The 12,659-nt window shown below is 41.2% G+C and carries 16 protein-coding genes; all 16 read left to right on the forward strand.

Translation table 11 applies throughout. From position 1 onward, the window contains the following. Positions 1 to 242 precede the first annotated feature (242 nt). The 16 genes from lepA to QE404_RS16580 all read left to right on the forward strand — a co-directional run bounded on the left by lepA (position 243) and on the right by QE404_RS16580 (position 12,491). Entirely contained in the window at positions 243 to 2,039 is a 1,797-nt protein-coding gene (gene lepA, locus QE404_RS16505) for a translation elongation factor 4 (protein WP_307452337.1), read from the forward strand. A gap of 142 nt (positions 2,040 to 2,181) precedes the next feature. Continuing rightward, complete coding sequence (locus tag QE404_RS16510) at positions 2,182 to 2,877, forward strand: NUDIX hydrolase (protein ID WP_307452339.1); 696 nt, start codon at positions 2,182 to 2,184, stop codon at positions 2,875 to 2,877. A gap of 403 nt (positions 2,878 to 3,280) precedes the next feature. After that, entirely contained in the window at positions 3,281 to 4,138 is an 858-nt protein-coding gene (locus QE404_RS16515) for a hypothetical protein (RefSeq protein WP_307452340.1), read from the forward strand. Next, on the forward strand, positions 4,135 to 4,284 hold the full coding sequence (locus tag QE404_RS16520; RefSeq protein ID WP_307454007.1) for a hypothetical protein: 150 nt from the start codon (positions 4,135 to 4,137) through the stop codon (positions 4,282 to 4,284). The genes QE404_RS16515 and QE404_RS16520 overlap by 4 nt, the downstream gene beginning before the upstream one ends. After that, entirely contained in the window at positions 4,229 to 5,227 is a 999-nt protein-coding gene (locus QE404_RS16525) for an adenylosuccinate synthetase (RefSeq protein ID WP_307454009.1), read from the forward strand. The genes QE404_RS16520 and QE404_RS16525 overlap by 56 nt, the downstream gene beginning before the upstream one ends. Before the next feature lie 30 nt (positions 5,228 to 5,257). Continuing rightward, positions 5,258 to 5,464 carry a hypothetical protein gene (locus QE404_RS16530; protein ID WP_307452343.1) on the forward strand — a complete coding sequence of 69 codons (207 nt, stop codon included), beginning with the start codon at positions 5,258 to 5,260 and terminating at the stop codon, positions 5,462 to 5,464. Positions 5,465 to 5,474: 10 nt separating this feature from the next. Beyond that, positions 5,475 to 5,660 carry a hypothetical protein gene (locus QE404_RS16535; RefSeq protein ID WP_307452345.1) on the forward strand — a complete coding sequence of 62 codons (186 nt, stop codon included), beginning with the start codon at positions 5,475 to 5,477 and terminating at the stop codon, positions 5,658 to 5,660. Between the two features lie 219 nt (positions 5,661 to 5,879). Beyond that, positions 5,880 to 6,515, forward strand: a complete 636-nt coding sequence (locus tag QE404_RS16540; RefSeq protein ID WP_307452347.1) for a DUF4291 domain-containing protein — start codon at positions 5,880 to 5,882, stop codon at positions 6,513 to 6,515. A 9-nt stretch (positions 6,516 to 6,524) separates the two neighbouring features. Beyond that, positions 6,525 to 7,031 (forward strand): O-acetyl-ADP-ribose deacetylase, encoded by a 507-nt coding sequence (locus QE404_RS16545; RefSeq protein ID WP_307452348.1) that lies wholly within the window; start codon positions 6,525 to 6,527, stop codon positions 7,029 to 7,031. Beyond that, on the forward strand, positions 7,031 to 7,618 hold the full coding sequence (locus QE404_RS16550) for an SMI1/KNR4 family protein (RefSeq protein WP_307452350.1): 588 nt from the start codon (positions 7,031 to 7,033) through the stop codon (positions 7,616 to 7,618). The genes QE404_RS16545 and QE404_RS16550 overlap by 1 nt, the downstream gene beginning before the upstream one ends. Beyond that, a complete protein-coding gene (locus QE404_RS16555; protein WP_307452352.1) occupies positions 7,615 to 8,301 on the forward strand; it encodes an SIR2 family NAD-dependent protein deacylase in 687 nt (228 codons plus the stop codon). The genes QE404_RS16550 and QE404_RS16555 overlap by 4 nt, the downstream gene beginning before the upstream one ends. Then, positions 8,301 to 8,720 carry an ADP-ribosylglycohydrolase family protein gene (locus QE404_RS16560; protein WP_307454010.1) on the forward strand — a complete coding sequence of 140 codons (420 nt, stop codon included), beginning with the start codon at positions 8,301 to 8,303 and terminating at the stop codon, positions 8,718 to 8,720. The genes QE404_RS16555 and QE404_RS16560 overlap by 1 nt, the downstream gene beginning before the upstream one ends. A gap of 52 nt (positions 8,721 to 8,772) precedes the next feature. Further along, complete coding sequence (locus QE404_RS16565) at positions 8,773 to 9,243, forward strand: ADP-ribosylglycohydrolase family protein (protein WP_307454119.1); 471 nt, start codon at positions 8,773 to 8,775, stop codon at positions 9,241 to 9,243. A 6-nt stretch (positions 9,244 to 9,249) separates the two neighbouring features. Beyond that, positions 9,250 to 9,798 carry an RNA 2'-phosphotransferase gene (locus QE404_RS16570; protein ID WP_307452356.1) on the forward strand — a complete coding sequence of 183 codons (549 nt, stop codon included), beginning with the start codon at positions 9,250 to 9,252 and terminating at the stop codon, positions 9,796 to 9,798. After that, entirely contained in the window at positions 9,795 to 10,547 is a 753-nt protein-coding gene (locus tag QE404_RS16575; RefSeq protein ID WP_307452358.1) for a metallophosphoesterase family protein, read from the forward strand. Before QE404_RS16570 ends, QE404_RS16575 begins: the two co-directional genes overlap by 4 nt. A gap of 213 nt (positions 10,548 to 10,760) precedes the next feature. Then, positions 10,761 to 12,491 carry a hypothetical protein gene (locus QE404_RS16580; protein ID WP_307452360.1) on the forward strand — a complete coding sequence of 577 codons (1,731 nt, stop codon included), beginning with the start codon at positions 10,761 to 10,763 and terminating at the stop codon, positions 12,489 to 12,491. Positions 12,492 to 12,659: the final 168 nt, after the last annotated feature.

Consider the following 12,659-nt stretch of genomic DNA (forward strand, 5'->3'; position numbering starts at 1 on the left):
TTTACAGTGAAAAGGTAAAAAATATTTATAACATACGAATAGGTTTGCTGTTGTCATAAATGGTAATGACTGAAATGATGTAATAAAATTAGTTTCCGCCCGGATTTTAACCTTATAATTGATTTTAATCGGAAATAAAAAGAGATCCTGAAATTCCGGTTAAAATAATTTTTTGCTCCATCAGATTAAGAATGAGGAATTACCTTTCAATTTATTATCTTTGCCAATTACAAGGTTCTTAAATGAAAAACATACGAAATTTTTGCATAATTGCCCATATTGACCACGGTAAAAGTACCCTGGCAGACCGTCTTCTTGAGTACACGAATACCGTTACTCAGAGAGAGCTGCAGTCTCAGACCCTGGATGATATGGATCTGGAAAAAGAACGCGGGATTACCATCAAGTCCCATGCGATCCAGATGGATTATGAATACAAAGGAGAAAAATATATCTTAAACCTCATCGATACCCCGGGACACGTGGATTTTTCCTATGAAGTTTCCCGTTCCATTGCAGCCTGTGAGGGGGCACTTCTTATTGTGGATGCAGCACAGAGCATCCAGGCCCAGACCATCAGTAACCTGTACCTGGCTCTCGAAAATGACCTGACCATTATTCCGATACTGAATAAAATTGATCTTCCGTCAGCCAATCCTGAAGAAGTGACGGACGAAATTATGAACCTGATCGGGTGTGATTATGAAGATGTTTTAAGGGTTTCCGGAAAAACAGGAGAAGGGGTACACCATCTGCTTGAGCAGATTGTAGAAAGAATCCCTGCTCCGGTAGGCGATCCGAATGCACCGCTCCAAGCTTTGATTTTCGACTCGGTATACAATCCGTTCAGAGGTATTGAAGCTTATTTTAAAGTCGTTAACGGAAGCATTTCCAAAAATGAAAAAATCAAGTTCTTTGCTACCGGCAAGGAATACGGCGCTGATGAAGTAGGAACACTGAAACTGAAGCAGGTTCCCAAGAAAACCGTTGAATGCGGTGATGTGGGCTACCTGGTTTCCGGAATTAAGGACGCACGCGAGGTAAAAGTAGGAGATACCATTACATCCTTTGATAAACCGGCCGCAGGGCCGATTGAAGGATTTGAAGAAGTGAAGCCGATGGTTTTCGCCGGTATTTATCCTATTGATTCTGAAGATTTTGAAGAACTGAGGTTCTCCCTTGAAAAACTGAGGCTGAATGATGCTTCCCTTGTCTTCGAACCGGAAAGTTCAGCAGCATTAGGCTTTGGATTCCGTTGCGGATTCCTGGGAATGCTTCACATGGAAATCGTACAGGAACGCCTTGACCGCGAATTCAACATGAACGTAATCACAACGGTACCAAACGTATCCTATTTCGGGTATTCTAAAAAGGAACCTGAAGTTCCGATCCTGATCAATAACCCTTCTGAAATGATGGATCCATCGATCATGGACAGGGTAGAAGAGCCTTTCATCAAGGCTTCCATCATTACGAAATCTGATTTTGTAGGTCCGGTAATGACTTTATGCATCGAGAAAAGGGGGGAAATCGTTAACCAAAGCTACCTGACTTCGGAAAGAGTGGAGCTGGTCTTCAATATGCCTCTGGCAGAGGTTGTTTTCGACTTCTATGACAGGCTGAAATCAATTTCAAAAGGATATGCATCCTTCGATTATCACCCGATCGGATTCAGGGCCTCCAAGCTCGTAAAAATGGATATCCTGATCAATGGTGATATGGTAGATGCCCTGTCTTCATTGATTCACGATTCTAACGCGTATCACATCGGTAAGAAGATGTGTGAGAAGCTCCGTGAGCTGATCCCGAGACAGCAGTTTGATATTGCAGTTCAGGCTGCACTGGGAACGAAAGTTATTGCCCGGGAAACCATTAAGGCATTACGGAAAGACGTTACCGCAAAATGTTATGGAGGAGACATTTCCAGAAAAAGAAAGCTCCTTGAAAAGCAGAAGGAAGGTAAGAAGAAAATGAAGCAGATCGGAAGGGTAGAAGTGCCACAGTCGGCATTTATGGCTGTACTGAAGCTGAATGATTAATTGAATTCATAAGCCGGTAAAATAGCAAATAATAAAGTAAATCCGCAGATATATTTCTGCGGATTTCCTGTTTATGACGCAAATCCTTTTTTTAATATCATCTAAACCGTAACTTTGTGTACTCACAACGCAAATCAGGGTAATGAACACTCCAAAGAAATTACAGGATATAAAAGTAGCGGTAGACGCAGTTGTTTTCGGGTATTTTGATAAAGAAGACCTGCAAATTCTCCTTATCAAAAGGAATATTGAACCCTTTAAAGGGGGATGGGCTCTTCCGGGCGGGCTGGTGCTTGACGATGAAAACCTGGATGATGCCGTTAAAAGGGAACTCCACGAAGAAGCAGGCATAAACCCTGATTTTCTGGAACAGCTCTATACTTTTGGTAATGTAGGCCGTGATCCGCGGAATAGGGTAGTTTCTGTGGCTTATCTGGGGCTTGTGAACCCTTCCTATCATGAATTGTCTGCCGACTCTGATGCAGATGATGCTCGATGGTTCAGTGTCAACAGGCTGCCGGCACTGGCTTTTGATCACCAGACTATCATTGATCTAGCTCTAAAAAGGCTTCGTACGAAGATACAGTACCAACCGATCGGATTCAATCTGCTGAATGACGAGTTTCCTTTTTCAGACCTGGAGAACCTGTACAAAACCATTATCGGCCAGGAGATCGACCGGCGGAATTTCCGGAAGAAAATCATGAGTTACGGACTGCTGAATGAAACCAATAACTTTAAGAAAGAAGGCAGTGGCAGGCCGGGAAAAATGTTCACTTTTAATCAGGAAAAGTACAAAGAGCTGGAAGAACAGGGATTCTATTTTGAAATAAAATAAACATAATTAGTTTAAATTCATCCTGCATATAATAATGCATTATCAGTCAGCCACAGCTGAGATAATTCGACTTTATTAGAAGCTTCTTAATAAAAGTATTTTTTTTATATCTGAAAATCAAATACTTAATTTGTTTAGCGTAAAATTAACACAAATTAATTTGGCAGATAGAATTATATTCTTTTAAATTTGTGTAAAAATAACACAATAGTCAATTGCGTAAGAAAATAAAAGTAAAATAATTGGCGACCTGATCTGATAAGAAGATGATTGTTTCATTCACTGTTATAGTAAAAATATGTATTGAAATTATAAAACTAAACCATGAATGTCCATACTCTTCTGGAAACCAATCAGGACCTGATCAAACAATAATAAAAAGTCTTTAACTAAAATTTAAGTTATGGGAAGTACAAGATACGACATGGACGCTCGTTTCGACAGAGCAAGAAAGATGGGTTATGCATCTAAAAGTGCAGGTGAAATTTTCACTCAGAATGCTAAGAGAATGGCACATGAATCTATGAATCCAAACGGCGTCTTTTTCAGGGAAGCAAGGGATTCATCTGTACACCCGGAATCATTTCCGATTATTTTAGGACTGGACGTTACCGGAAGTATGGGCCATATCCCATATAATCTGATCCAGGAAGGGCTTCCAAAACTTATGGGAGGAATTATACAGGGAGGAGTTCCGGACGCCGCATTACTGTTTATGGGAATCGGAGACCATGAATGCGACAGTTATCCGTTACAGGTCGGGCAGTTTGAATCCGGGGATGAAGAGCTGGATATGTGGCTTACTAGAACCTATATTGAATCAGGCGGCGGCGGGAACGGCGGGGAAAGCTATCTCTTAGCGTGGTATTTTGCCGCATTCCATACCAGGACAGATGCCTTTGAGAAAAGAAATCAGAAAGGAATCCTGTTTACAGTCGGTGATGAACCCTGTCTCAAGACTCTTCCGGCCTCTGCTATCAGGGAGATCATGGGAAACGGCCAACAGACATTCAGCCATAAGGAATTGTTGGCCGAAGCTCAAAGGAAATATGAAGTGTATCACATCAATGTTTTGCATTCAGATCAGGCGGTAAGTGCAGACCGCGGATGGAAGGATTTATTGGGTCAGAATTGCATTTCGATTACAGATTACAGAGATGTTCCGTACGTGATTAAAGAAGTTGTTTGCAAGACCCGCAGGTCTGCTGAAAACGAACATAAAGAAGGATGGAGCGGAATAATTCAAAGATTTCTGAAATGAAAACAGCAGATATCATCATAGGTTTGGGATTCGGGGACGAAGGAAAAGGTATTACCACGGATTTTCTGGCAGCCCCGGAATCCCGATGCTGTGGTCATCAGGTTTTCTGGAGGGCAGCAGGCGGCACACACGGTTATGATCGATGACAGGAAGCATATCCATTCCAGCTTCTGCAGCGGGGCATTGCGTGGACTGCCTTCTTATTTCACCGAGCACTGCACGATTCATCCTGTTTTTATGTATAATGAATGGAAAGAATTGAAAAGTAAGAACGGGAATACCAGCCTCCATATCCATCCGCTGGCTAAAGTAACCACTCCTTTTGATGTCCTTCATAACAGGAAAGATGTAAGAAATACTGAGCATGGGACCTGCGGGAAAGGGGTTGGTGCTACGATGAAAAGACATGAAAGTCCGTACCGGCTGTTTGCGGCTGATCTGATCGCTCCTAGATCCATGCTGATTGAAAAGCTGAAAGGGATTGCCTCCTACTATGGTTTTTCAGACGGAGAAGAAATACAGGCGGCTCTGGATGACTTTCTGTATGCTATTGATCAGATGGAATGGAAAATTGAGGGCTACAAGTATCTGAATACATTTGACCATCTGATTTTTGAAGGCAGTCAGGGAATCCTGCTCGATATGGACCACGGAGTATTTCCGAACGTAACCTATGCCCACACCACCTCAAAAAATGCGCATGAGGTATGCAAACAAATCGGAATTGACCAAATAGAAATGTATTATGTGACCAGAAGTTATGCGACACGCCACGGAAACGGCTGGATGAGCAGTGAAAAAGAACTTTCATTGCAAAACAATGAAGAAGAAACCTGTATCTTTAATGAATATCAGGGAGTCTTCAGGACTGGGTATCTGGATTATGAACTGTTGAATTACGCGCTGAAAGTAGATGAAGGGTATAGATTTTCAGATCGGAAGAATCTGGTAGTTACCTGTCTAGACCAGCTGGATGTACCGTTTAAGCTTGAAAAATTGGAGGTAAAGTTTGACGCGGTATTTGGGTCTCATGCTCCGTATTCAAATGCATTCAGAAGAATTGACGCCATTTTTTTGAAACAGGAGTAAGGATTGTTACATGACCAGGAGACCATCAGTATGAAAATCCTAGAATATAAAAAAGGCGATGCTACAAAACCTGCATTCGCAGGGAATGATATTATCGCCCATATCTTCAAAGATATAGGAGGCTTGGGAAAGGGATTTGTTATGGCCATTTCGGGAAAATGGAAAGAAATAGACCCGCTCATCGAGCGGACTTTATTGAACAATCAAGTGAAGGTCTTCGTGTATGATTTTGAATAAAATTAAGGATATGAAAACACAAACATTATATAGGCCGGTCGGAGAAAAAGAAATGCTGTTAATTATCGAAAGTGGTTATAAAGCATTTCCTCCGAGACTGGAATGGCAGCCTATTTTTTATCCCGTTTTGAATGAAGAATACGCTTCGGAGATTGCAGAAAATGGAATACCCGTGATGAAGCCGGAAATTATTTAGGGTTTGTTACAAAATTTGAAGTTAAGGAAGAATGGGTCAGTCAATATCCATCACAAAACGTAGGTGCCAAAAACCACAATGAACTTTGGGTTCCTTCAGAGGATCTGGAAGATTTCAACAGAGCGATTATCGGAAAGATTGATGTGACCAAAGTCTTTGTTGGCAAAGACTTCAAAGAAGCTGCAAATGCATCAGTAGAGAATTTATTAAAATTAAAAAGTGAAACTCAAATTAAAAAATTATAAAGAACAACTACAGGTTTGGCCACAGGAAGGATATCACCTCATGGCACAATATGATGACGAAAAAATTATTGTATACCAATCATACCGTAAGGAAATCAGTGAGTTTGCTGTTCAGAATCAGTACTTCGGAGGTCTTTTCAGTTTGGAAAGGATGACTTGGATCAAACCGAATTTTCTCTGGATGATGTACCGCAATGGCTGGGGCAAAAAAGAAGGGCAGGAATATGTGCTGGCCATTCATCTGAAAATGGATGCTTTTAGGAAATACCTGGAAAATGCCATTTATTCTGACTACAACGATAGATTGGGAATATCCAGAGAAGTATGGCAGAACCAGGTAAGGGAGTCTTCTGCAAGGCTGCAGTGGGATCCGGATCACGATCCTTTCGGGGCAAAACTGGACAGAAGGGCGATCCAGATCGGTTTGAGAAATAATCTGATAAAATCTTTTGCTCAGGATGATATTCTGTTAATTGAAGATATTTCGGAATTTGTACAGGTACAACATCAGTGTGTTTTGAATGATGATCTGGATAACCTTGTCACTCCGGAAGAAAAAATGCTGCTGTTTGATGATGAGGATTTAAATAAAAAATTAAGATTAAAATAATCTGAGACAATGAAAGTAGAATTAATAAAAGGCGATATCACCAAAATACAAGCAGACGCCATTGTCAATGCGGCCAATTCCTCTTTGTTGGGCGGCGGTGGGGTAGACGGGGCCATTCACCGGGCAGGCGGAAAGCAGATCCTTGATGAATGTATCGTAATCAGAAATAAACAAGGAAAATGCAATACCGGGGAAGCAGTAGTAACTACAGCGGGAAATCTTCCGGCGAAATATGTCATTCATACCGTTGGCCCGGTCTGGAATGGGGATGAGAAAGAGTGCGTTTCTCTGTTGGAGAACTGCTACAACAATTCACTGAAACTGGCAGAAAGCCTGGGGGTAAAAACCATAGCTTTTCCTAACATCAGTACCGGAGTCTATCGCTTTCCGAAAGAACTGGCAGGAAAAATTGCGGTGGAGACTGTAAAGAACTTCCGGTCAGACAGTATTGAAAAAATTATTTTCGTCTGTTTTGATGATGAAAATGAAGCGATTTATAAAAGGCTTTTAGCATAATGAAAAAGTATAATTTCAGATTTGTACATGATCCAGAAAATCAAAATATAGGATTAACCACTGATGAAATTAATGTATTTCAAAAAGAATTAAACCTGAAATTTCCGGAAGCTTATAAATTGTATCTTCAGACTGCAGGGAAGAACTCAAATGTTTTTCCCGTTGAAGGTAATTCTGAAAAATTAAAAAGAATCCAGGAGGAGTTGAGGGCAGAATTAGAGCAGCTGGAGTTGCCTGAAAATAAAAATGTTTTTTGCTTAAGAAAAGATAATTATTATTGTAACTATTTTCAGAGAAATTTTGAATCTTACCTGTTTTTTAACTTGTATGAAGATGCAAAAAATCCTAAACTATATCTCCTTGATGAAATTTGTATCAATGAAGGATGGAATGCTTTTCAGAAACAGGTGACAGAAAAAGATGATTTTGTATCATTTATTAATCATAAAACGGGAGAGAAATATGGAATCAGTATGGGTCAGCACATTAAAAATATTCCCTTATACATTATTTCTTTACCGATAACTATTGCTGTCTTAACAATTCTGGCCTTTCAGGTTATAAAAGAAAAAATTGTAAACAAATGAAAAAACTAACCGTATTAACCGGCGCCGGAATCAGTGCCGAAAGCGGAATAAAGACCTTCAGGGACGGAGACGGGCTATGGGAAAATCACAGCATCACCGATGTGGCCAGTCCGGAAGGATGGCGGAAGGACCGGGCACTGGTCCTGGAATTCTATAACCAGCGGCGGCGCCAGCTTCATGAAGTAGAGCCTAACGAGGCACACAGGTTATTGGCAGAACTGGAAAACTATTTCGAGGTGCAGATCATTACGCAAAATATTGATGACCTGCATGAGCGGGCCGGCTCTACCCATATTCTGCATCTGCATGGAGAATTATTCAAATCCTGTTCCTGCAATAATAAAAACCTGATTTATGAACATAAAAACGACATCAATATCGGTGATAAAGCCGAAGACGGTGCTCAGTTAAGGCCTTTTATTGTCTGGTTCGGGGAAGAAGTTCCGTTAATGAGGGAAGCGATGAAAATAGTTAAGGAAGCCGATATCTTCCTGGTGATCGGAACTTCTTTACAGGTATATCCGGCTGCCGGATTGCTTCATGATATTAAAGATAACTGTCTTCTGATCGTCATCAATCCCAACGAAACGGGGTTCGGCTACGGTCAAAGAGCGGTGGTAATGAAAGAAACCGCAACCTGTGGAATGAAACTTTTATTTGATCAACTGGTTAATCTTGCCTGATGAAAAATACTGTAAAAGCCGGAATTTTCGGAATTTGCATTGGCGATGCACTAGGCGTGCCGGTGGAATTCAGGAGCAGAGAGCAATTGAAACGTTCTCCGGTTACCACTATGAGGTCAATGGGAAGCCATCGTCAACCGGCCGGAACATGGAGCGATGATAGCTCATTAACCCTATGTCTTACAGACAGCCTTTGCAAAGGGTATGATCTGGAAGACATGGCACTAAAGTTTTTACAGTGGTACAATGAAGAGATCTGGACACCCTATGGCAGGGTTTTCGACATTGGAATCGCCACTTCGCAAGCTATTCAGAGAATAGGCAAAGGGATTGTTCCAACTTTATGTGGAGGATATTCTGAGTTTGATAATGGAAATGGCTCTTTGATGAGAATCCTTCCATTAGCTTTTTTATCTTAAGGACGAAGAAAATATCGAAAGTTTATACCAGACGGTAAAAGAAGTTTCATCCATTACTCATGGGCACTTCCGTTCCGTATTTGCATGCTTTGTTTATGTGGTCTTTGCGATTGAATTAATCAAAGGAAAAAACAAAAAAGAAGCATATATTTATACACAAAGGATGGCTTTGGAATTTGCAGAAAGTCAGCGCTTTAATCCAAAAGAGATTCAGCTTTTTGCAAGGATCTTATGTAATGATATTTCACAATATCCGGAAAACGAAATAAGTTCATCTGGTTATGTCCTTCACAGCCTGGAAGCCTCATTATGGTGTTTCCTGAATTCCGGAAGTTATTCCGAATCAGTTCTGAAAGCCGTTAATCTAGGTGAGGATACCGATACAACAGGAGCAATCACCGGTGGACTGGCAGGACTGTATTACGGCTTTGAAGGTATTCCTGAAGAGTGGATTGAAGTGTTGGCAAGGAAAGAGGATATTGAGAAGCTGTGTAGGAAATTAAAAGATCAATTGATGAAATAAAACATTATGAATGAACAACAGAAAAAGAAGATCAGCAAATTTTTAAGCCTCGTGCTCAGGCATAAACCTGAAACCATCCATTTGAATCTGGATGAAAACGGCTGGGCACATGTTGATGAATTAATCACAAAATCAAGAAGAGATTCTTATCAGGGCTTTACTTTCGAAGAACTCGATGAGATAGTGGCAACCAATGATAAACAACGGTTTATTTTTAATCAAGATAAAACGAAAATCCGGGCAAATCAGGGACATTCTGTAGCCATCGACCTGGCTTTACAGCCACTACAGCCGCCGGAATTCCTGTACCATGGAACGGCAGAAGTCAATGTTCCGTCAATCCTTGAAAACGGAATTGAAAAGCGGAGCCGGCAGCACGTACATTTAAGTCAGGATAAAGAAACTGCCACTAAAGTAGGAATGCGCCATGGTAAACCTGTAATTTTAACCATACAAACAGGAAAAATGCAGGAAGACGGAATTCTGTTTTATCTTTCGGAAAATAATGTCTGGCTGACAGATTTTGTAAATCCCGAATACATTTCGACTATATGAAAAGAACATTAGCAATAGGTGACATCCACGGAGGATTTAAAGCGCTGAAACAAGTCCTGGAAAGGGCAAAAGTAACAAAAGATGATGCATTGATCTTTCTGGGGGATTATGTAGACGGCTGGAGCGAATCTGCCAAAGTGATTGATTTTTTAATGAAAGTTGCAGAACGTCAGGAATGTATCTTTATCAGAGGGAACCATGATGCCTGGTGCGAAGACTGGCTTTTCTTCGGAAAGAATGAAGACATCTGGCTGTCCAATGGTGGAAAAAGTACAGTTGAAAGTTATACTGGTTATTCTCCGGACGAACTGGAAATGCACCTGGAATTTTTCCGGCAGATGAAAAACTATCATGTGGATGAGGAAAACCGACTGTTTATCCATGCGGGGTATTCTTCCATGCATGGCCCGGACAAAGAAGTATATTCCACCAATTACCGCTGGGACAGAACTCTTTGGGAAACTGCCGTAGCCATGGATAAAAAGTTGTCCAAAAATTCCATATCATATCCTAAAAGACTGCTTCTTTACAAAGAAATCTTTATTGGCCATACCCCGACTTTACATCTGGAAAGTACGGAGCCAATGAACAAAGCCAATATATGGAATTTAGATACAGGAGCTGCTTTCACCGGATCACTAACTATAATGGATATCAAGACCAAAGAATTCTGGCAGAGCGACCCGCTTCCTGCTTTATATCCTGATGAGAAAGGACGGAATAAAGATGCTGTTAAAATGATACGGTAATTTCTTATTAGAATTGGATTCATATTATGTACAGAGCAAAATTCCTCTCCTTTTCAGTAGTAGATGTTGTCCGGGGCCGGAGAGTAAGTGATCAGCGATTTTATAGATAGCAACCACCGGAAAGATCGTATTTCGATGAGGTTAAATGCCTTAATGAAAGTGAAATCCTCTTCCAAAAAGTTTAAGTAATTTTAAAGTCTGAAATTTCCATCAATGAAACTGAATATCTTTTTATTCCTTTTTGCTTCATCCTTGCTGTATTGGCAGAACGGTTTTAAAACGCCTTTTGAAGAAGGCGATGGCAACCGGACAGTAACCTATGACGAAATGAATGCCTGGTATGAAAACCTCGCAAAGAATTTCAACACCATCCAATACCTGAAAAAAGGGGAGGATGACAACGGTAAACCGATCTATGTAGTCCTGTATAATCCGTTCCCTGAAAAAAATGTGGACCGTTTAAGAAAAGAAAAGGCGGTCCTCTTCATCAATAACGGAATCCATCCCGGCGAACCGGATGGCATTGATGCTACCATGATGCTGATGCGGGATCTTGCAACAGGAAAAATCAGGCGTCCGCAGAATTTCGTCGTGGCTGCTATTTCGGCTTACAATGTCAGCGGAATGCTGAACAGAGGCTCGTTTTCCAGAGCCAACCAGAATGGCCCTGAAGCTTACGGATTCCGGGGCAATGTAAGGAATTACGATCTGAACCGGGATTTTATTAAAGCTGATACGAAGAATGCAAGGAGCTTCCAGCAAATCTACCAGTGGCTGAAGCCTGATGTTTTCATTGATAACCACGTCAGCAACGGTGCCGATTACCAGTACACCTTTACCTATATCTCTACATTCAAGGAGCGTCTGGGAACTGTACTCGGAAATTATTTTTACACGACTTACCAGGCAAAAAACCTGGAAGACCTGAAAAAGCTGGGATATGAAAGCACGCCCTATGTCAATATTCACGGGGATATTCCCGAAGTGGGATTCGCTGCCTTTGAAGATTCGCCAAGGTATTCCACCGGGTATACCACCCTGTTCAATACACTGGGGACCGTTCCTGAAACCCATATGCTGAAACCCTACGATAAAAGGGTGGATGCAACCTATAAGTACATGCTGGTCAACCTCCAGAATTTAGATCAGGAGTACAGGAAAATCAGGCAGCTCCGCCTGGAAAACCTGAAGCAATACCAGCCTGGAAGCCGTTACGGAATCCGCTGGAAAATTGATTCAACAAAGTATACCACCATGGATTTCAAAGGTTATGAAGGGCAATATAAGCCCAGTGACATCTCAGGAAAGCCCAGGCTGTACTATGACCGCAACAAACCGTTTACAAAAAACATAAAGCTGTTTACAACTGCCGTACCTACCGGCTACATTACCATTCCTGAATATTACGTCATTCCGCAGTCGCAATACCGTGTGATCGATGAATTCAGGAGAAATAATATTCAGATAAAGCCGATGCGGAAGGACAGCACTATTGCTGTGGAAGCGTATAAAATCAATGATTTTAAAACCGTTAAAAACCCATATGAAGGGCATTACCTGCACTTTGACACTACTGTGGAGCCGTCAGACAGAACCATTGCTTTTGCGGCAGGGGATTATCTCGTTTCCACCCGTCAGGAAGGGGTAAAATACATCATTGAAACGCTGGAGCCGGAAGCACTGGACTCTTTCTTCAACTGGAATTTCTTTGACGGCATTTTAGCACAGAAAGAATATTATTCAGCTTATATTTTCGAGGATACCGCTGCAGAGCTCCTGAAAAAAGATCAGGATCTGAAACATAAGTTTGAGGCTAAGAAAGCTTCCGATCCTAAATTTGCAGAAGACGGCACTGCTCAGCTCGATTGGATCTACAGGAATTCGCCCTATTTTGAGGAGAAAACCTTCCGGCAGTATCCGGTGTACAGGGTCTTGCAGCAATAACGAATGCCCGGATTTAAATCTGCTGATTGATCATTTTTAAGTAAATTAGAGTCAGAAACTTAGCTCATTGATACTGCAAGGGATGCCTTTGGTACTAAAAATAGTCTATGGCAACTTTAAAAACACCATAAAAAATTCTCCGAAAATTCAAATATCATTATATTTGTT

This window comes from Chryseobacterium camelliae, assembly GCF_030818575.1.
In the GTDB taxonomy this organism is placed as follows: Bacteria; Bacteroidota; Bacteroidia; order Flavobacteriales; family Weeksellaceae; genus Chryseobacterium; species Chryseobacterium camelliae_A.

Coding starts and splice junctions, on each gene's coding strand:
- lepA (WP_307452337.1), top strand. CDS start 243: ATGAAAAACATACGAAATTTTTGCATAATTGCCCATATTGACCACGGT.
- QE404_RS16510 (WP_307452339.1), top strand. CDS start 2,182: ATGAACACTCCAAAGAAATTACAGGATATAAAAGTAGCGGTAGACGCA.
- QE404_RS16515 (WP_307452340.1), top strand. CDS start 3,281: ATGGGAAGTACAAGATACGACATGGACGCTCGTTTCGACAGAGCAAGA.
- QE404_RS16520 (WP_307454007.1), top strand. CDS start 4,135: ATGAAAACAGCAGATATCATCATAGGTTTGGGATTCGGGGACGAAGGA.
- QE404_RS16530 (WP_307452343.1), top strand. CDS start 5,258: ATGAAAATCCTAGAATATAAAAAAGGCGATGCTACAAAACCTGCATTC.
- QE404_RS16535 (WP_307452345.1), top strand. CDS start 5,475: ATGAAAACACAAACATTATATAGGCCGGTCGGAGAAAAAGAAATGCTG.
- QE404_RS16545 (WP_307452348.1), top strand. CDS start 6,525: ATGAAAGTAGAATTAATAAAAGGCGATATCACCAAAATACAAGCAGAC.
- QE404_RS16550 (WP_307452350.1), top strand. CDS start 7,031: ATGAAAAAGTATAATTTCAGATTTGTACATGATCCAGAAAATCAAAAT.
- QE404_RS16555 (WP_307452352.1), top strand. CDS start 7,615: ATGAAAAAACTAACCGTATTAACCGGCGCCGGAATCAGTGCCGAAAGC.
- QE404_RS16560 (WP_307454010.1), top strand. CDS start 8,301: ATGAAAAATACTGTAAAAGCCGGAATTTTCGGAATTTGCATTGGCGAT.
- QE404_RS16570 (WP_307452356.1), top strand. CDS start 9,250: ATGAATGAACAACAGAAAAAGAAGATCAGCAAATTTTTAAGCCTCGTG.
- QE404_RS16575 (WP_307452358.1), top strand. CDS start 9,795: ATGAAAAGAACATTAGCAATAGGTGACATCCACGGAGGATTTAAAGCG.
- QE404_RS16580 (WP_307452360.1), top strand. CDS start 10,761: ATGAAACTGAATATCTTTTTATTCCTTTTTGCTTCATCCTTGCTGTAT.